Annotated in this window: 19 protein-coding genes and 1 pseudogene; 2 read left to right on the top strand and 18 right to left on the bottom strand. The window is 46.1% G+C overall.

Annotated elements, in window-relative coordinates; translation table 11 throughout:
• Positions 1-60: 60 nt before the first annotated feature.
• The 18 genes and pseudogenes from K7I13_RS03385 to K7I13_RS03470 form a co-directional block, all read right to left on the bottom strand.
• Positions 61-666, bottom strand: coding sequence for a hypothetical protein (locus K7I13_RS03385; protein WP_255947935.1), 606 nt, complete (start codon positions 664-666; stop codon positions 61-63).
• A gap of 2 nt (positions 667-668) precedes the next feature.
• Positions 669-974, bottom strand: coding sequence for a hypothetical protein (locus tag K7I13_RS03390; protein WP_255947937.1), 306 nt, complete (start codon positions 972-974; stop codon positions 669-671).
• Between the two features lie 185 nt (positions 975-1,159).
• Positions 1,160-1,621 (bottom strand): PTS sugar transporter subunit IIA, encoded by a 462-nt coding sequence (locus K7I13_RS03395; RefSeq protein WP_255947939.1) that lies wholly within the window; start codon positions 1,619-1,621, stop codon positions 1,160-1,162.
• 17 nt (positions 1,622-1,638) lie between these two features.
• On the bottom strand, positions 1,639-2,037 hold the full coding sequence (gene secG, locus K7I13_RS03400) for a preprotein translocase subunit SecG (RefSeq protein ID WP_255947941.1): 399 nt from the start codon (positions 2,035-2,037) through the stop codon (positions 1,639-1,641).
• A 109-nt stretch (positions 2,038-2,146) separates the two neighbouring features.
• Positions 2,147-2,895, bottom strand: a pseudogene (gene tpiA, locus K7I13_RS03405) (triose-phosphate isomerase).
• A gap of 78 nt (positions 2,896-2,973) precedes the next feature.
• Complete coding sequence (locus K7I13_RS03410) at positions 2,974-4,233, bottom strand: phosphoglycerate kinase (RefSeq protein WP_255947943.1); 1,260 nt, start codon at positions 4,231-4,233, stop codon at positions 2,974-2,976.
• Positions 4,234-4,600: 367 nt separating this feature from the next.
• Complete coding sequence (gap, locus tag K7I13_RS03415) at positions 4,601-5,593, bottom strand: type I glyceraldehyde-3-phosphate dehydrogenase (protein WP_255947945.1); 993 nt, start codon at positions 5,591-5,593, stop codon at positions 4,601-4,603.
• Positions 5,594-5,809: 216 nt separating this feature from the next.
• Positions 5,810-6,391 (bottom strand): hypothetical protein, encoded by a 582-nt coding sequence (locus K7I13_RS03420; RefSeq protein WP_255947947.1) that lies wholly within the window; start codon positions 6,389-6,391, stop codon positions 5,810-5,812.
• Positions 6,392-6,467: 76 nt separating this feature from the next.
• A complete protein-coding gene (locus K7I13_RS03425; RefSeq protein WP_255947952.1) occupies positions 6,468-9,155 on the bottom strand; it encodes a valine--tRNA ligase in 2,688 nt (895 codons plus the stop codon).
• Positions 9,156-9,450: 295 nt separating this feature from the next.
• Positions 9,451-10,311 carry a 4-hydroxy-3-methylbut-2-enyl diphosphate reductase gene (ispH, locus tag K7I13_RS03430; RefSeq protein ID WP_255947963.1) on the bottom strand — a complete coding sequence of 287 codons (861 nt, stop codon included), beginning with the start codon at positions 10,309-10,311 and terminating at the stop codon, positions 9,451-9,453.
• A 74-nt stretch (positions 10,312-10,385) separates the two neighbouring features.
• Positions 10,386-11,627, bottom strand: coding sequence for a protein translocase subunit SecF (gene secF, locus K7I13_RS03435; RefSeq protein WP_255947965.1), 1,242 nt, complete (start codon positions 11,625-11,627; stop codon positions 10,386-10,388).
• Positions 11,627-13,360 (bottom strand): protein translocase subunit SecD, encoded by a 1,734-nt coding sequence (secD, locus tag K7I13_RS03440; RefSeq protein WP_255947968.1) that lies wholly within the window; start codon positions 13,358-13,360, stop codon positions 11,627-11,629. Before secD ends, secF begins: the two co-directional genes overlap by 1 nt.
• A 212-nt stretch (positions 13,361-13,572) precedes the next feature.
• Positions 13,573-13,953, bottom strand: coding sequence for a preprotein translocase subunit YajC (gene yajC, locus K7I13_RS03445; protein WP_369413693.1), 381 nt, complete (start codon positions 13,951-13,953; stop codon positions 13,573-13,575).
• 209 nt (positions 13,954-14,162) lie between these two features.
• Positions 14,163-14,558 (bottom strand): ester cyclase, encoded by a 396-nt coding sequence (locus K7I13_RS03450; protein WP_255947970.1) that lies wholly within the window; start codon positions 14,556-14,558, stop codon positions 14,163-14,165.
• Between the two features lie 173 nt (positions 14,559-14,731).
• Positions 14,732-15,019, bottom strand: a complete 288-nt coding sequence (locus K7I13_RS03455) for a hypothetical protein (RefSeq protein ID WP_255947971.1) — start codon at positions 15,017-15,019, stop codon at positions 14,732-14,734.
• Positions 15,020-15,031: 12 nt separating this feature from the next.
• On the bottom strand, positions 15,032-15,223 hold the full coding sequence (gene rd / locus K7I13_RS03460) for a rubredoxin (protein WP_255949208.1): 192 nt from the start codon (positions 15,221-15,223) through the stop codon (positions 15,032-15,034).
• A gap of 27 nt (positions 15,224-15,250) precedes the next feature.
• On the bottom strand, positions 15,251-16,990 hold the full coding sequence (locus K7I13_RS03465) for a tetratricopeptide repeat protein (RefSeq protein ID WP_255947972.1): 1,740 nt from the start codon (positions 16,988-16,990) through the stop codon (positions 15,251-15,253).
• Positions 16,983-17,546: a hypothetical protein gene (locus K7I13_RS03470; protein ID WP_255947973.1), complete on the bottom strand. Its 564-nt coding sequence runs from the start codon at positions 17,544-17,546 to the stop codon at positions 16,983-16,985. The genes K7I13_RS03465 and K7I13_RS03470 overlap by 8 nt, the downstream gene beginning before the upstream one ends.
• A gap of 54 nt (positions 17,547-17,600) precedes the next feature.
• Between K7I13_RS03470 and K7I13_RS03475 the strand changes: the two genes are divergently transcribed.
• Entirely contained in the window at positions 17,601-18,689 is a 1,089-nt protein-coding gene (locus tag K7I13_RS03475; protein WP_255947974.1) for a tetratricopeptide repeat protein, read from the top strand.
• Positions 18,689-19,996 (top strand): lytic transglycosylase domain-containing protein, encoded by a 1,308-nt coding sequence (locus K7I13_RS03480; RefSeq protein WP_255947975.1) that lies wholly within the window; start codon positions 18,689-18,691, stop codon positions 19,994-19,996. Before K7I13_RS03475 ends, K7I13_RS03480 begins: the two co-directional genes overlap by 1 nt.
• Positions 19,997-20,071 lie beyond the last annotated feature (75 nt).

Consider the following 20,071-nt stretch of genomic DNA (forward strand, 5'->3'; position numbering starts at 1 on the left):
TTGATTTTCCGAAGGCAAGCATCGGTATTATTTCTTCTTCCGTTTTATCATAATAAATCTTCAGGCGTAATGCCCAAACAATATTCTGCAGAATAATTTCTTCCCGGATAATGGGTTCAGCGGCGTTCCGGTCTTTTTTCTCAGCGAATGCATTGAATGCCAGAGAGTCTCGTAATATTCCTCATCAAGACGGTTTTCCCATTCAATCTGCTCCTCGAACGAAGGAATCCGGTTATACCATGAAACAGGAGTATTCTGGGTCATTGCGGCGATATTGGGCCATTTTTTCTGGTTAAAAAGTCCGAAATTCCCGATGTTTACCATAAAGGGGGACGTGGTCGCTCCAAGCAAAACCGCGTCCGCCGCAGCCTTAAGATTGTTATAATCAAACAGAAGTATAAGAGCCCGGGAAAGAGCATCAGGTTTGTCATAGGCCGAAAGGAGCCTGATATAATCATCCGCGGAAGTCTGTTCCGCCTTTCGTTCAAGCAAAAGCGCAAGCAGCCCTTCGGGGACAAGCGGGACTTCTTCACTGAAGAGCAAAGCCCATAAATCCTGTATACGTTTTGCCTCAAACAATTTCCGCGCCCGTATACCGACAAAGGAACGGGCATACATGCCGGAGGCTTTTGAATACACAAATGCATCAGCTGCGGTTCTGTCCATGTTTAGTTTCCGGGGAACAGTGAATTAAGAAAGGCAGTAAAGTCCTGATAATTCTGAGGGATTTTCTCGAGATCTGACTGATAGGATTTAAAAGATGCCTCTTTTTCCGAATCAGTTTTCTGCTTTTCCGATTCATAGGATGATTCCATCTCTGAAATAATCTTTGCGTAAGCGGTTTGATATTCCAGATCGGCGGCGTCCTTCGCGGCTTTTCTTCTTTTATCAGCTTCAGTTTGTGCGTCGAGCAGCAAATCAGATGCAAGACGTTCGACATCAATAAGATGGCCTATTACATCCTGTTCGATCATCTTAACCTCCTACAAAACGGCAGCAGGAAAAAATCTGTTTTGCTGTCGGTTTTTCTCTATGTTAAGGGAAACTTCTGAAAAACCGTAATGAAATACCCAGTCCTAGTTCCGTCTATGGATACAGTTTCAGAAGGCTCCTTATTAATTTCAGTATACATTTACCATGAACTACATGGAATTCGTCGTCAAAATATCTTCAAATCTGCATAATGCGTTGTACACACTCTGCGGATCTTTTGGGAAATAAGTGTCTGGTAAAAATCAGGATCCTTGAGAAGTGTTGAAAGACGCTTTAAAACACGCAAATGAAGAGAGCAGTCTTCCTCCTTCGGAGACAGAATCATAAAAATAAGGTGAACAGGTTTTCCGTCAAGAGCGTCATAATCAATACCTTCTTCCGATATCCCTATTACGCCCTGAATGGTGTCAACCTGATCGGTCTGGGCATGGGGAACAGCGACACCATAGGTTATCCCTGTTGAGAGTTTTGCCTCCCGGTCTCTGATGGAGTCCAGAATTGCGGAACGGGATGCATGAGGGTGCGCAGAAACAAAAACATCAACAAGTTCTTCAAAAACTTCTTCTTTATCTTCGCTTTCAAGATTTGTCTTAATTACCGCAGGTGAAAAAATATTACCGAGAACCATACAATAACCCCGCCCAATTATTCAATTTCAGCCGATTCGGATGACATTACCGGCGCTTCGCCTTCTGCAGGACCCGTTGATTCTTCGTAGTAAATATCCGAAGTCCCGTCGCTGCTTTCCCAGAACCTGGTTTCCGTCTGCGGCTGATCGGTCATTGCCGCTTCTTCGAGTCCTTTGTCGCTCGGACTCTTATTGATAAGCGCGAGAAGAAAGGCTGTAACAAAAAAAAGCGTTACAACTACATAGGTGATTTTGGTCAGCACACCGGCAGATCTCGATCCGAATGCAGAATTGCTTCCGCTTGACAAGAGACCGCCCAGCCCATCACCTTCTTCATTCTGCATAAGAACAAGCGCTATAATCAGCAAACAAACAATAACAAAAACTACCAGTAAAATTACACCAATGACACCCATAATTAAACTACTCCATTAAATAATTCACCTGACACTATACTCCAAAGACCTTGCTTTATGCAAGCGGAGCGCGCCATGAATTGATACGTTTTAAATGTCTCCCCTTCCCCTATTCAGTCAATGCAATGGGAACAAAGGTTTCGGCCTTGAGAGAAGCTCCCCGATAAGGCCGCCGTCAATATCTTCCTTCGCAAGAAGTCCCGCGCAGTTATCCGCCTTCATTGATCCGCCGTACTGGATAATTATTTCTCCGGCGGCCTGTTTCCCGTACATATCCGCAATAATATTCCGGATAAAGGCATGAATAGCTTCGGCATCTTCGGGAGTGGCTACCTTTCCGGTACCGATTGCCCATACCGGTTCATAGGCGATGGTCACTTTTTTCAGATCATCAGCGGAAACCCCGGCCAGACCCTTTCTGGTCTGCTCTTCACATACGGCTTCGGCTTTGCCCTCTTCGCGTTCCGACAGAAGTTCACCTACGCACAGAATAACTTCGAGTCCGTGGGAAAGGGCGAGCCGGACTTTTTTGTTTATCATTTCATCGGTTTCACCATAGATGTGCCGGCGTTCCGAATGGCCGAGAATGACAACCTGTACCCCGATATCTTTCAGCTGAAGCACGGATACCTCACCGGTATGGGCTCCCGCTTCGTCAGTGCTCATGTTCTGGGCGCCCAGCAAAATGTTGGTTCCCTTTGTTACTTTTGAAACCGCATCAAGTGCGGTAAAAGACGGGGCTATCATATATTTACCGGAACCGTTTTTCAGTTCCTTAACCAGTTCCGCCGCCAGGGCCACAGCCTCCGGTATGGTTTTATGCATTTTCCAGTTACCGGCAATAAAATACGTACGCATTTGTATTCTCCTTAAAATATATCAGCATTTTTTGAATAAGGACCGCGCAAAGAACAGCGCGCGGCCCATTGCAGTCCATTATTTCTGGTCCAGAACGGCAATACCGGGAAGGGTTTTCCCCTCGAGGAATTCCAGGGAAGCGCCGCCGCCCGTTGAAACATGGCTCATTTTTGAAGCAAGATTGAATTTGTTCACGGCGGCGACTGAATCGCCTCCGCCGACAACGCTGACCGCGCCCTTCTCCGTCGCTTCCGCGACAAGATGGGCAACTTCTTCCGTACCCTTGGCAAAGGCGTCGAATTCGAAAACCCCGACAGGTCCGTTCCATACGATGGATTTTGAAGCAAGAATAATTTCCTTATACAGCGCGATTGTTTTCGGTCCGACATCCATTCCCATAAGATTATCGGGAATGTCCAGTCCGTCAACAGGAACCGGCTTTGCGTCGGCGGAAAAGGTTTCCGCGCAGAGGTGATCAACAGGCAGGATTATTTTTACATTTTTCGCGGCGGCCGCGGCAAGCAGGTTTTTAGCGGTGGTAATAAAATCATCTTCCACAAGAGATTTTCCGATGGTGTGTCCCTGCGCCTTCAGAAAGGTATAGGCCATTCCTCCGCCGATAATAAGCGAAGAAGCATTTTTTAAAAGGCTCTCCAGTACCGCGATCTTCGAAGAAACCTTTGCCCCGCCGATAATCGCGGTCATGGGTTTCGGAGGATTTGTAACCATGGGTTCCAGATATGTTACTTCTTTTTCCATGAGAAAACCGGCAACTTTTACCGGAACAAATTTTGCAATTGTTGCGGTTGATGCATGGGCGCGGTGCGCGGTACCGAAAGCGTCATTCACAAATATATCGCCGTACGTGGCAAGCTCTTTTGCCAGAACTTCCTGCTGGGCTTCGTCCTTTGAGGTTTCTTCTTTATGGAAACGGGTGTTTTCAAGCATAAGAATACCGCCTTCAGGCAGAGAATCAACTTTGGCCTTCTGTCCGAAGCAGGAATCCGCGAATTCGACCGGTTTCCCCAGTTTTTTGGAGAGATATTCCGCAACCGGTTTCATCCGGTGCTTACCGGCTATGTAGGCGTCCATATCAAAGGGTTTGCCGTCTTTTTCGGCCTTTTCCTGGGCCTTTTTTGAATCCTTAGAAGGATCTCCGAGATGGCTCATCAAAACCAGAGACCGGGGTTTTTGATCAAGAATATATTGTATGGTCGGCAGGGAGGCCATAATACGGGTGTCGTCCTGAACAACCCCATCCTTCATGGGCACATTAAAATCAACGCGCATAATAATCCGTTTGCCTTTTAAATCAACATCTTTTACCGTCTTAATCATGGAACTCCTCCTAATTGAAGTCATTGAAAGCATATTTAAAATCTGAAATACCGGTTAAATCAGGGCATTTTATAGTAGAATTTCAGCTACCCCCGGATAAAACATACCAGTTTGATGCGAGAAAGTAAATAGTTAGGCACCGGACAAAGCCGGAAAAACATCCGGATACAGACAGGGAAAGAGTCTGATATGCGCTTTTTGTTATTTTGGGGAAGCGCCGGAAACAGCAGGGTTGAAAGAAATTTGATTAGCAGGACGTTTTTCCGAATAGTATCAGCCAGGGCGGAGCGCACAGCTATTCTGCTGCAGTTCAGGGAAAAAAACCGCCCTTTCTGAGGGCGGTTTTATCAGCAAATAATCTTAAAAATTATTTCGAGATAACGCGGATCAATTCAACAAGTTTATTTGAATAGCCCCATTCATTATCATACCAGGAAACAATCTTCACAAAGGTCGGATCAAGCGCGATACCGGCTTTTGCATCAAAAATTGAAGTTCTGGGATCTCCGCGGAAATCGGTCGAAACCACTGAATCTTCGGTATAGCCGAGGATACCCTTCAGTTTTCCTTCGGAAGCAGATTTCATGGCCTTGCAGATATCATCATAGCTGGCTGCTTTTTCAAGTTCCACAGTCAGGTCCACAACAGAAACATCGGAAGTGGGAACGCGCATTGACATACCGGTAAGCTTTCCGTTCAGTTCAGGAAGGACCTTGCCGACAGCCTTTGCAGCGCCGGTTGAACTCGGAATAATATTTTCGAGGATACCGCGTCCTCCGCGCCAGTCTTTCTTTGAAGGGCCGTCAACGGTTTTCTGGGTTGCGGTTGTGGCATGAACGGTTGTCATAAGACCGCGTTTGATTCCAAAGGTTTCATGCAGGACTTTTGCTACCGGAGCGAGACAGTTTGTTGTACAGGACGCGGCGGAAATAATAGCCTGACCTGCGTATTTATCGTCATTTACGCCGAAAACAAACATCGGAGTGTCATCCTTTGAAGGAGCGGACATAATAACCTTTTTTGCGCCAGCCGCGATATGAGCTTCGGCGGTTTCTTTGGTAAGGAAGAGTCCTGTTGATTCCACTACTACTTCCGCGCCGACTTCATTCCACTTGAGGGCCGCCGGATCTTTTTCCGCAGTAAGGCGGATCTTTTTTCCGTTTACAATGAGGGTATTGCCTTCAACAGAGACATCTCCCGTGAACTGTCCGTGTACTGAATCATATTTCAGCATATAGGCAAGATAATCAGGCTCGAGGAGGTCATTAATACCAACAACATCAATGTCCTTAAAATTTTCAATTATGGACCGGAATACCATACGGCCGATGCGGCCAAAACCGTTAATACCTACTTTCATTACAGCTCTCCCTAATCAATAAAAATATATTGTATTTATTTTACGGAAACTATGTTTCCGTGTCAATTGAGAAACAATGTTTCAAGAAACTTTGTTTGCCCGGTTTCTCATAAAAGCCGGAAATCACCGATCCCCGCTTTCATCTATATAATATAATCAAATATAAAAATAAAAGCTGTACTTATTTTAAAAAAAGAAAAGTCTGTCCGTATTTTTTCAGGTATTTGCTTTTTTCAAGTTGCGGGCCAGATATCCCGAATCTTCCAGATATTTCCGCCGGGAAATTACAAGCTGGATGAGTTCCTGGTACATATCGAAATTTACTTCCAGCGCAATGGGAAAAATATACAGTTCTGTTTCATCGCAATAGCGCTCAATAAATTCCGGCTTTGAAACAAAACCCAGACTTATCATATTGCTGATGCGGTCGGCGCATTTCAAGACCTTGGCCTTATGCGAGCCTTTTTCCAGAATCCGTTTCAGATAGTCACTTTTCAGCTGTCCTTCCTGTCTGGTTACTTCCATTACAAGATCATATACCTGTCCGGATTCCATGTCGATTTCAAGAATTTTGTTACGGTTGAAATCGGGAATGTCTTCAATGACATCATGGATAATAGAAGCTTTCAGAAGAACACTGTCAATATAGCCATAGTCGATCAGAATAGCCATGGTATCCAATTGGTGGCGGAACATATTTCCGCCGGCATGACGCTGCTTGCCGATAAGCGCGGTCGCTATCTGCATATAGGGAGCGAGATACATACCATTTAGAACCAGCATTTCCTGAGTATTCATAAAGCCTCTTTAAATATATACTCCTATAATTTATGTATCTGAAATAGTCAAATAATTTAAATTATCTGACTATATTTTACTGCAAATCGGCTATATATCCACTGAGTTTTTCTATTCTCCGCTGAATTTCCGCCATTTTTTCCTTTTCCGCGGCAACGACTTCCGCCGGAGCCCGCGCAACAAAGCTCTCATTGGCAAGTTTGGTTTCAAGGCGGGCAAGATTTACCCTTTCTTTTTCAATTTCGCGGGTAAACCGTAAAACAAGCTGGGACGCGTCCGTCCCTTCTCCTGCCAGAACAAAGGCCTCAAAGCCTTTCCCTACTGTTCCGATAGATCCCTGCGGTTTTTCAGCCGGGGAATTGATAAATGTAATTTCGGAAATTCCCGCCAGCAGTTTTATAATTTCGGTTTTTTCCCGCGCGACTTCTATATCACTGCCGAGTTCCGTATAAAGGGCGGCCCGGATTTTAAGAGCAGGGTCAATGCCGCATTCGGCCCGGAGTGCCCTGACGGCGCGAACCAGTTCCTGGAGCGCGGTAAAGCGGGCTTCAGCCGCAGGCTTCTTTCTGTTATCCGAAGGCTCGGGATACGGCGCATTTATAAGCATTTCGGATTTCCGGGAAGCGCCGGCTGCGCAGTTTTCAGGAAGTTTCTGATAGATTTCTTCCGTTACAAAGGGAAGATACGGATGGAGCAGCCTCAGGCTTTCTTCGAGGACATTGAGAAGTACTGATACGGCGCGGTTTTTTTCAGCTTCGTCACCGTTTTTAAAGGAAATCTTGCTTGCCTCAACATACCAGTCGCAAAAATCATTCCAGAAAAATTCGTACAGCGCCAGCGCGGCATCATTATACCGGTACGTTTCAAGCGCGGAACGGACACTGCGGACGGACTGATCCAGACGGTGATAAATCCACTCATCAAGTTCCGTCAGATCGCTGTCAGCGACAGGAACAATTTCGCGGCCTTCGAGATTTCCCAATATGTACCGGGAGGCATTCCAGATTTTATTCGCAAAGCGGGAACCAAGTTTGAATGATTCATTATCTATGAGAACATCCTGTCCCTGGGCGCACATAAAGGCCAGTGTGAATTTCAGCGCGTCCGCTCCGTATTCATTTATAATATCAAGCGGATTAATACCGTTTCCCAGAGACTTGCTCATTTTCCGGCCCTGTTTGTCTCTGACAAGGCTGTGGATATAAATATCACGGAAAGGAGCCTGCCCGGTAAATTCCAGGCCGGCCATAACCATGCGGGAAACCCAGAAAAAGATAATGTCATAGGCCGTTATCAGCGCTGTTGTCGGATAAAACGCTTCAAGGTCCGGTGTTTTATCCGGCCAGCCGAGAGTGGAAAAAGGCCAGAGCCAGCTTGAAAACCAGGTATCCAGAACATCGGGATCCTGATGGAGTTTGGAACTCCCGCATCTTGGACACTCGGTTACATCCGTGCGGGAAACAATCATTTCCGCGCAGTCATCGCAATACCAGACAGGAATCCGGTGGCCCCACCAGAGCTGGCGGGAAATACACCAGTCGCGGATATTTTCCATCCATTGTGAATAGGTATTCTCCCATCTTTTCGGATAAAAAATAATATCGCCCTGATTCCAGGCCTTTATGGCCTTGTCGGCAAGCGGTCTCATTTTTACAAACCACTGGTCCGAGAGATAGGGTTCAACAATAGTATTGCAGCGGTAACATTTTCCGACAGCATGAACGATTTTTTCTTCATCTTTGAAAAGACCCGCTTCCGACAAATCAGAGAGAACTTCTTTGCGTGCGGCGGGGATTTTCATGTTCCGGTATTTTTCAGGCACCGCGTCATTTAAAGTTCCGTCGGGATTGAGAATATTTATTATTTCAAGATTATGTCTCTTGGCGACTTCCCAGTCATTCGGGTCGTGGGCAGGGGTAATCTTTACCGCGCCGGTCCCGAATTCCCGGTCAACATACGTATCGGCGATAACCGGAATAAGCCGTCCGGCAAGCGGAAGTTTGACCATCTTTCCGATAAGTCCGGCATAACGCGGATCTTCAGGATGGACCGCGACCGCAGTGTCTCCCAAAAGAGTTTCGGGACGGGTTGTGGCAATTTCAATTCTGGTTGAGCCGTCAGGCATTGTTTCACCATCGGCAAGTTCATACCAGATGTGGTACATTCTGCCTTCAGTGTCGTTATGTTCAACTTCATCATCAGCAAGCGCTGTTCCGCAGGAGGTGCACCAGTTTATAAGATAATTTCCCCGGTAAATAAGCCCTCGTTCGTATAACGTAACAAATACTTCGCGGACCGCGCGGGACAAGCCCTCATCCAGTGTAAAACGTTCACGGCTCCAGTCGACGCTTACCCCCATCTTTTTGAGCTGCTCGGTTATTATTGTATGGTGCTCGTTTGCCACCTTCCAGGTACGTTCAATAAACGCATCTCTGCCAAGACTGTAACGGTTCAGCCCTTCTTTTTTTAAGGCGCGCTCCACAACGTTCTGGGTTGCGATCCCGGCATGATCCGTTCCGGGGACCCAAAGAGTCGGCTCTCCGCACATCCGGTGGTAGCGCACAACAATATCCTGCAGGGAATTGTTCAGTCCGTGTCCCATATGCAGTACACCGGTAACATTCGGAGGAGGAATAACAACAACAAAATTTTTCTTTCCCGGGTTTTTATGGGGCTTAAAATAACCGCCATCTTCCCAGGCAGCATAGATCCGGTCTTCAAAATCTTTAGGGTTGTACGCCTTTTCCAGTTCAATAGCCTTCATAGCAGTAATCCTTTTTATGAACATTTCCCAACCAGGGCTGTTTTCAGAGATTCAATAAGATTTGGAGGTTCTTTCAAAACTCGGTTAGCTTTGAAAGAACCTCTTGTTACAACTATTTAAAATCAAATGTTCAGTTACATCCGAGCAAAAGTTTTCAAAGCAGAGGTTTGAAAACTTGCATAACCGATATCCTCAGCATAAGCCCTGGAACCCTTTTCAGGAGAAACGGTTATATACTATCCGCAAAACATAAAGTGCCGGTCAGAGCAAACCGGCGCGAGCGATCTGAATAAGTTTATACTTTTTGAAGCGCTTGTTCAACAGAGTTAATCAAATCATCCGGAGTCGAGGCACCTGCGGTAATGCCTATTCTTGTCAGAAAAAAGATTTCCTCCGGCATTTCGTCCGGATTTTCGATATGCCAGACCCTGCCGGAAAGTTCACAGGCTGTGTTATACAGGCGAAGCGTATTTGCGGAGTTTTTTCCCCCGATCACTATTATACCTTCAACCTGCCCTGCAAGTTCCCTGAGGGCATCCTGACGCTCCAGGGTCGCAGGACAGATAGTATTGAACACTGTCAAATACGGTATATGCCGGGACAGTTCTTCCGCTATGGCATCATATTCATTTTGCGAGATAGTAGTCTGGCTTATAAGTACCGACTTCTGGGGATAGCTTTTCAGCTGCAGGACATCTTCCCGGTTTTCAAGCACAATACAGCCGGGAGCATAGCCCGCGATTCCTGCAATTTCACCATGGTTTTTGTCACCAACCAGAATAACCGTGTAGCCTTTTTCGGAATAAGATTTGGCCCGCTTCTGGCTCGAAAGCACACGGGGACAGGTAGCGTCTACAATACAGGCATTGCGCCGTTCAAGTTCGGTCCGCACGGAAGGAGGAACCCCATGGGCGCGGATTACGACGGTTTTTCCGCCGAAGTCTTCGGGGAGATCATCCTCATTTTCATTAAGAATTATTATTCCTGCAGCGGACAGGCGTTCAAGGGCCGAAGAATTATGAATCAGCGGCCCGTACGTATATACCGGACGGAGCGGATTTTCCAGCAGAGCTTGTTCAGCGGCCTCGACGGCCCTCCGCACCCCCATACAGTAACCAAGTATTTCTGCCCGTATTATTCGGCGTTCATGATTCATGCATATAACTGTACAGGAGATGTGGATGAAAGTGAAGACCTAAAAAAGGGGCAATTCGAAAACCGCCCTTTTAATCATACCATTTCTCCGGAAACGGCAGGTTTTGATTTTGCTTTTTCGTGGATAATTCCCTTGTCCTTGCGGAAGCGTGAAACAAAATTGATAAAGCCGCTTGCAATAAAGAGAGTAGAATACACCCCGCTTATCAAACCGATAAGAAGCGCAAGCGCGAAGTCTTTGATATCTCCCGTCGTGAAAATAAACAGGGAAACAACAGCAAGCATGGTTGTTATAGTGGTAATAATTGTCCGTCCCAGACATTCCGTCTGCGAAAGATTAAGGTGTTCCGTAATACTCATATTGGGATACAGTCTCATGTTTTCCCTGATGCGGTCAAAGACAACTACCGTGTCGTTTATTGAATACCCTATGATAGTAAGAATGGCGGCAAGAGTTGTGGAGTTGAACTGCATCCGGGTCCAGATAATAAATGTCACCATAATCAGAGCGTCATGCATAATGGCAATGATAGCTCCAAGCGCGAAATCCCACCGGAACCTGATAGCCGCATACAGCCAGATCAGAGCGAGCGCGCCGATAACAAGAAAAACCGACTGCCGGGCGAGATTGCCGGAAAATCTTGAACCGACAAAATCCGCGCTTATCACTGCAAGGTTTTCATCGCCATAGGCCTTTACGAGAGCGGCATTAAGGCCTGCCCGGAGATTAAAACTTGCATCGCTGTCAGTTCCATCATCACTGAGCCTGACCTGGAAGGTGCGTTCGGCAGGATCGCCGATAACCTGAACGGCCGCATCGGGATAATCCGCAAGGGCCTCCCTGATTTCATCGGCGTTAACCGGTTCCGCATTTTGAGGTACATAATGCAGACGGAAGGGCGTCGCGGAAAGCCGCGTAATAGCCGTGGCGTCCGGGAAAATCGAACGGAGAGGAACAGAGGGATCTCCCTCTATCCGGATGGATACACCCGGAATATCCGTTACCGCCGCGGCAAAAGCTTCCACGGTAGGATATTCATGAAAAGCGTAACGGATGGTTTCATTGTCCGCGCCGACACCGGTGATAACAAAATTGATACCCGTAGCATTCTGGGAATAAGTCACTGTCTGGCTGCCCTGATAGGCAAGCGTAAAGGCGGTGGGGGCAAGACGGATCTGCTCAATCAAACCGGCCTGAAAATCAATGCCGAAATTAATTCCCCGTGTAAAAAATCCATAAATGCCTGATGCGATTAATACTATACTCAATATCGCCATGGGAAGAAAAAGACGGCTGAATTTAATTACCTTTTTCATTATTTTATCCTCCAGCTGATACTGATAGTTTTCTTTTTCAGAACATCAGTATTAAAATCAAAGAGAAGCCGCGATACAAAGAGTGCGGTAAATACGGAAGAAGCAACACCGATGGCAAGTGTATAGGCGAAGCCCTTGACCGGTCCCGAACCCAGTATGGAAAGGAAAATGGCAGCAATAAAGGTTGTAATGTTTGAGTCCATAATTGCCCAGAAAGCATGACTGAAACCGGCGTTGATTGCGGCCTCCCTGCCCTTTTTCAGTTTCAGTTCATCCTTGATACGTTCGAAGATAACAACGTTGGCGTCAACGGCCATACCTATGGTAAGAATCATACCGGCGACACTCGGAAGCGTAAGGGTAAGATTAAACGCCGAAAGGATACTGAAAACAATATACATATTCAGGATTTGGGCGACACAAGCATTTATACCAGCGCCTTTATAATAGATAAGAAGGAAAACAAAAACGGCTGCCAATCCGAAAATGAGCGACCACAGGGCCTGGCGGATCGCCTGATCCCCCATTGAAGCGCCTATAACCTGCTGGCTTTCAAGTTCGAGCGGAACATTTATTGACGCGGTCCGGAGAACGGCCTTTATGTTTTCAGCCTCCTCGGCTGAAAACCCTGAAATTTCTACCTGTCCATTCGGAATAGCCTGTCTGATACTTGCGTAGGATTTTATTTTGTCCTCGGACACAATGGCAAGAGTCTCGCCGACATTGTTCGCGGTAAGATCGGCGAAAATCTGGGCGCCTTCCGAATCAAGGGAAAACGTTACTGCGGGCTGGCCATATCTGTCGCTGTGGGTTTCCACATTCTTGATATGCTTGCCCTCAAGTCCCGGTTCCGACTTTATTACAAGGAAGCCCCTGCGTTCATCGATTCCGTATGAGTCCTTTACATAATAGCCCATCACCTGTGTGCCTGAAGGTATTATATCGGGGTTCAGAAGATTATATTCGGAATCAAAGGTCGAAGTCGGAAACTGCGCGTAATACTGCAGGAACTGGTTTGTTGCGTCATTGTCAACCATATGGAAGGCAAGAATACCCTTCCCCATTATTATTGAATTTATCCGGTCGGAATCGGCCGCGCCGGGGATTTCAATATATATGCGGTCTTCGCCCTGGCGGCGGATTACCGGCTCTGAAAGACCGAAACGGTCAATGCGGCTTGTCAGGGTTTCCATAACCTGGTTCATCGCGTCCCTCTTGAATGCCGCCATATCCGTAATGGTCCCGCCCTGGGACTGGACGGCCGCTTCAAGGTCAGCTTTTATAACAATGCTCATACCGCCGGAAAGGTCCAGACCCAGTTTTACTGAATTTGCCTGGGTCCGTTTCAGGGCCAGAATACGATCGCGGTAGTCGGCTTCAATATATGAAAGAATATCTGCTTCAGAGGGAAAGGCGTCAAGAAAAGCCCTCGCCGTCCACACGGACGGGACCGGTTTTTTCATGGCCTTGTAATTCTTTTTTGCAACTTTTATGACCGGTTTGAATTTCGCATCAACCGGCTCCTGGGTATCGGCCCTGGCATCACTTATCAATTGCCGGACGTCTTCAGCAGCCAGCTCATGTGCATAATCCCTGATTTTTTCCCTTGACCCGAGCGCCAGAGACTGGTCTTCTTTCGGAGTCAGAAAATACCATTTTACCGATGGCCACAGGCAGACAAAGCACACTGCCAAAACTACTAAAATGAGCAGGAATCGGCTTCGTTTATTCATACTTATACACCTTTACGTTATGTTTCTGATATAAAAAACAACTGCTTTTTTATATCAGAAACACTTAGAATTGGAAATAGTCAAATAATCTAAATTATTTGACTATATTTCTCCATATTGATAAAATGACAAAGATTCTCTCTGCCATTTTAAGGATTATTCAATACAGGGTATCACCCAAAACGTATTTTTGAAAATCGAAAATAAAGAAATTATTTTTCCTTGTCTTTTTTTTCGTCTTTATCTGCTTTATCGGTTTTTTCCGCTTTTTCAAGCTTTGCCGGTTTTTCCGCTTTGGGATCTGTCATTATACTGGAAACCGCGGAACGGCTGAATTCAATTTTGCAGTTATCATCAACTTTTACGACGACGGTTTTTTCTTTTGTGGAGGTAACTTCCCCGTGAATACCGCCTATGGTAATGATCTTGTCGCCCTTCTTAAGTGCGGAAATCATCTTTTCGGTCTCTTTCTGTTTTTTATTCTGCGGGCGTATAATAAAGAAGTAAAATACAACAAAGATAAGTCCGAAGGTTATAATCGGAAAAAACACAGAGCTCTCCGTTGAGGCCTGTAAAAACGGTAAAAAATTCATAACAATACTTCCTTGAAAGAAAAAATAGGTTCCAGACAGGTTATCACAGACTGTGAATTACAGTCAATAAGCGGAAAATAGCGGCATCACTGAAAAATAAAAAACGGAGAGGATTTTCCTGTCTGTTTTCCGGACAGTCTGAAAACAGACAGCAATGATTCCGGTCAGGGACCGGAACCTTCACGCAGAAAAAACGGACGGTTTTTCTGTTACCCGGATTTCAGGATATTGAGGATTTCAAGATCAGGCCAATACCCCCAGGACTCGGCAATTTTGCCGCCGCTTATTTTAAAATGTTCAAGGAATTCAAAAGAGACTGTTTTTCCTGTAGCCGGAATGCCCATGCATTCCCCGGTATGGATTCCTTCAAATCTGACCCGGGCTCCGACCATACCGGCTTCTTCAAATATATCCGGAATCCCGATTTTCACATCTCCGAACATTTGGGCTACAAGTTTCAGTATTTCCGCGGCTTCCTTATTGCTTTTTGCTCCCGCAGGACTGTGGTCAATATAAGCGTCCGAAACGGAAGCCAGCACAAAGTCATAGTTTTTATTCTGATAGCCTTCAATAAAAAAGTTTCTGACAAGGTCTTTATTCGTCATTATTGTTTCCTTTTGTTTTATGGCGTACTTGTTTCAGCTGTTTTCAGCATATGTCCGTGGTTTAAAATGTAACATCCAGGCCCCGCACACACAGAATGACACGGACTACCTGCTGCAATGGAAGTGAATATAATCGGGCTTTTCCGGACAAACGTTCTGAAAAAGCCCCTTTTTTATAAAACTTTTATCTTGTCTGCGTTGACCCTGGCAACCCCGAAAAGCCGGGGAATAGCGTCAACCGGATATGAAGAACCGGAAATACGGTTATAGACCTCAGTGACGTCCGCCAGCTCCGTATCAGACTCATTGTACAGCGCCGAAGCGGCCGCCGCACGGAAAAAACCGGCTTCAGCCAGCTGCATTGTTGTCAGCCTGCCGTAACGGTTTCTTGCCGCTTTATCAACTATCGCAGTGTTGCCGTCATATCCGATAGACCATATTGCATCTTTTCTTGAAATCATGTCTTTTCCTGATTATGCGGGGACAAAGCTGTCTTTTGTTGCTCCGCACATGGGGCATACCCAATCATCAGGAAGATCCTCAAAGGCTGTACCAGGAGCGATTCCGTTATCAGGATCGCCTACGGCAGGGTCATACTCATAACCGCATAATTCACATACATATTTTTCATTACCATGACTCCTTTTACCGGAATAAAAAACCAGTTAGTATTGAATATAAAGGTATTTACCTCAGCGTGCAAGTAAATCTTCGAGATTTATGAGTAATTGGCTGTATTTTATATTCATGGGATCAAAGGCTATTACCTGTTTCAGGTAATACTGGGCCTTCCGGTAATCTTTCCGGTCAAAATACCATTCATACATGGCAAACAGGGCGTCCAGATTACGCGGGTCCGCGAGAAGACTGGAACGGAGGGCGGACAGTTTTTCTTCTTCATTGGTTAAGAGCTTGCTTTCATAATAATGGAGAACACTCTTCAGGGAAGAAGACGCATCGCGCAGCCGGTTCCGGATGAGCGACGAAGCGGCCTGGGTATTTCCGGTGTTTATAAGGGCCTGAAGGTAGAGGCTGGTAATTTCATCCGCCGGGTTCGGGGCATTATACAATTCTTCGGCAAGCTGGAGCGCCCGAGTGTTCTGTCCCGAACCAATATAGGCCTGAAGCAGTAAGGAACGGGTCGCCGGTTCAGGATAGGCGGAAACCAGCTGCTCACTGTAGCGGACCGCATTAGGCCAGTCGGAAACGGCAATATAATCGGAGGCCAGCAGCATCAGGGCTGTTTTATTTCCGGGGTCTTTTGCAAGCACTGCCTGGACAAAATCCCTTCCGTTTCTTCCATTTATTGCCTGGCCGGTCTGATAGCTTACTTCGGCGGATACCAGTAAAACATCGGGATCGTCCGGATACAGGCGCTGGGCATCCTGCAGAAAAGATATGGCCAGGGCCGGGTTTTTATTCCATTCACGCGAAACCCGGGCCCGTAAAAGGAGATATGTTTTATTTGTCCTGTTTGTTGTGGCAAAGGCGTCCAGGAGCGAATTCGCTTTGAGATATTCCTTCCTCTCAACCAGAACCCTTGCCCTCATCAGAACATAATTCGTATTTCCCGGTTCGGCTTTCAATACATCGAGAATATAGGGATCAGCGGCGTCCCAGTCACTCATAACAAAGGCCGCCTCCGCACAAATCTGTACCATTTGAAGCGAATCGGGATATTTTGCGTGCAGCTGCCTGCCTATTTCAAGCGCGGTCGCCCCGTTTCCCGCCTTGATCAGGAGGCCTGCATAACCGACCCCGGCGGGATAACAGGTCTGATCCCGTTCCCAGGCTGTCCTGTAATATCCGGAGGCGGCGGAAGAAAAGCCCTGGCGTTCGGCAAGTACTGCCAGAAACCAGACCGGAAGAATGGATTTAGCATTCATTATGGCTGCTTTTTTCAGGGAAACTTCCGCGTCGGAATAAAAATCGGACACCTGAGGAGCCGTAAAAAGGACCAGGGAGGGCAGTACAAGTGAAAAAAAATCATTATTTCCGGAAGAATAATCATAGATACCCAGACGGGCCTGCCTGATTGCCGAAATATATGCATCGGTATCAGGAACCGAGGGCGTAGACCAGGTGACTTTTTCGAGCGGGTATAAAATCCGCATTAACTCGGCGGCGACCGCGAGCGCGACCCTGTTCTGGTCGGTCATTCCCCTCGGATCAAGATTAATCCGTTCAACGGCATGCCTGATCGACGCGGGAGATCCGGTTTCAAGATAGGACAGAACCGTACTGTCGATGGTATTTTTCTGGAGCTGTTCCTTTGATGGAACCGTAAGCAGGGTACCGCTGCCATTTGAAACCGCTGCGGGCGTCACTTTGTCGGAATCACCTGAATTTGCCTCGGGTACGGTTTTGCATGAGAAAAACCATATAAGAGGAATAAGAAATACAAAACTCAGCCGGAGCGGAAATTTACTCATTAACGGTCTCAAGTGAAATACAGGTTTTATTGATAATCAATCTGCTCAGCAGTAAAATAAGCAAAGCTATAACGACGGAAAAACTTCCTGCGAAAAATGAAATAAGAGATACATTCATAATGTCGGACGCAAAGATCAAAAACACAAGGCCAAGCACAAAAAAAGCCACGGATATAGTAATATACATCGGGTGGGGCTTGCCGTAATGCATATTTCCGGCCACAAAAAAAGAAAGGCCGGTAAAAATTACCAGAAAGGGCCATAACAGTGATGAGTGCATCCCGAAAATGCCCAGGTCATCCAGAAAAAGAAGATAGGCGGTCAATATATGAAAGGAAGCGGCAAAGAAAAAACGGGAACGGGTTCGTAATATTATGCCGGTAGCCCACAGCAGCAATCCCAGAACAAGGGTAATTGTCGGTAAAACAAAACGAGGCAAATTGGTATCCATAAGCATATATAACGTGATCAGTACAACAATAAAAGTCATACTGAAAGGCAGTAATATGGCCGAAGATCGTAATATGAATTTTGTCATGCGCGGCTTTATTTTCAAAGTATCCCCATCATTATATATAGTAATCCAATTTTAAATATCTTGCCAATACAAATGGTTTTTGTTACTATTTTATCCGTGTTAAAAAAAATTCTGACCGGAATCAGTATTTCCATTATCGCCTTTTTCTGCGTTACGGCAACAGCCTGTTCTTCCGATTCATCTTCTTATTTACTTTACGGACTAAAAGAAAACTCAGATGAACAGAAACAGCTGCTTGAACTTCTGGCAAAAAACCCAAAAAACCAGGAAACCCGTTTTGCGCTTATGAACCGCGTCGCAAATAATCTCCTGACGGCACAAAACAATGTCAGCCTCGTACTCTTTCTTACCACATCGGTGGAAAATTACCCCGATAATCCGTATAACGCATACTGGCTTTTAATGACCGCCCATATTTATCTCCAGAACAATGCTCCGAAAATAGCAAAATATTATTTTGAGCGGATCCTGAAAAACTGTCCCGATCTTGAAATACAGGGCCGGTCGCTCCACCTTGTATGTCTCGAAAATCTCATAAAAATAACCGATTCCCCGGAACTCCATATCAGATATTATACCGAACTTATAACCCGGTTTCCATCCAATATTGACGCCGCCCAGGCATATTTTATGCTGGCGCGCGCGTATGAAAAACTCGGTGAATGGGACCTTGCTATACAAACATATACACAGTTCCTGAGTTACGGCCGTTTTGATATTCAGGTACCCGGAATACCGAATTCGTATGAATATGCCAAGCAAATCGTCGATTATAACAGTTCTTCCAAGGATTGGACCTTTGAAACACTGGACGAGCTTGTTACCAGCATAAAACGGGCTATAGATACCTACAATTACCGGGCGCTTGACAGCTACAGGGCAAAGGTCAATTTTTTCGCAATGTCATGGAAGCAGACCGCAAGCGATAAAAATTCGCAGGTTGACTTTCAGATGAGAGACTTTATGGCCGGAAACAGAATCAGATACAGCGCGGCGCTTGATTCTTCTTCAACTCCCTATGAGGCGTATTTACGGACCTGGGGCTGGTATCAGAATGTCAGTGTCTGGTACCTTTATTTCAGAAAGGTGAATTTTCCGGCGGATCCCGAGATTCACGGGCGCTGGGAATGGGCGGGAATATATTACGGAGATAAGGTATAATGAAGAGAGCCGTCTTTGCAGTCCCTATAATCGCGCTGTTTTTTCCTTTTTTTATCTATGCGTCAATAGAAACGGAAACAGAGGTCCTTTTCCAGCTTGAAACGCCTGCTGCCGAAGATACAGAGGTACAGATTCTAATAGAAGAAAACCGGAAAAATTCCTACCCGGCGCTTACAATAGAGGTCCCGGAAACCGCGCTGGTCCAGAAATACCGCGACCAGTACACTTCTTCAGGCGGAATTCAATACCTTTCTTCAGTTATGCAGCGTTCCGGGCTGTACCGTGATTTTATCTTATCCGAAATTGAACGTCTTGAAGCCCCGGAGTTTTTATTATACCTGCCTGTAATTGAATCGGGATTTTCGCCTAAAGCAGTATCAAGATCGGGCGCCACCGGGGTCTGGCAGTTTATGCGCAATAGTATCGGCGGCTACGGAATGAGAATAAATGAGTGGATGGATGAAAGACGGGACCCCTGGCTGTCATCTACCGCGGCGGTCAGAAAGCTGATGGATAATTACAGGGACCTCGGCGACTGGTATCTGGCGCTTGCCGCCTATAACTGCGGCCTTGGAGCGGTCCGTACCGCGATAAAAAAGGCGGGAAAAGCCGATTACTGGTATTTATGTGAAAAAGGTTTTTTAAAACAGGAAACGGTCCATTATGTACCGAAATTCCTGGCAGTTTCGGAAATCCTCTCAAAAAGCGATGACTACGGAATTTCCTGGGGTGAAACCGGAGAACATCCGGAGCTGACAACAATTACCGTAAAACGTCCGGTGGACATACAATTGATAGCCGCCGAGTGCGGCATTGATACCGAACTGGTTCTGGCGGCGAACCCTTCCCTCTTTTACAATATCACGCCTCCGGATGTATCCTATGCGCTCAGAATACCCTGCAGCCACGAGGAGTCTGTAAAAAGTCTTCTGGACGATACTTCGCGGATACTTTTAAAGTATTATATGTATACGGTAAAAAGCGGCGATACGCTTTATGCTCTTTCCAACCATTACGGAGTTTCCGTCGATATGATTCTGCAGCACAATCCCGGGCTGAAGCCATCGGCGCTGCAAATAGGAAAAAATATAGTCATCCCGGCATTCAGGGAAGTAACAGCATATAAAGGAAAAAAAGATTCCGATACCCTCGATTTTTCCGGCACCTATCTTGTCAAAAAGGGCGATACGCTCTGGTCTATAGCGCTGGCATATAATATTCAGGTTGAAACGCTTGCGGAAAAAAATAATCTTGATGTTAACGCTGTTCTTAAGTTAGGTAAACAGCTTCATGTACCGATACTCTAACATGAGGGTATTTCCGGAAACCGTTTTCCGGAAAAATCCGTGAGGAAGAAGGTAATATAGTCAAATAACTTAAAT

It is taken from the genome of Brucepastera parasyntrophica (assembly GCF_022376835.1).
GTDB classification, from domain to species: domain Bacteria; phylum Spirochaetota; class Spirochaetia; order Treponematales; family Treponemataceae; genus Brucepastera; species Brucepastera parasyntrophica.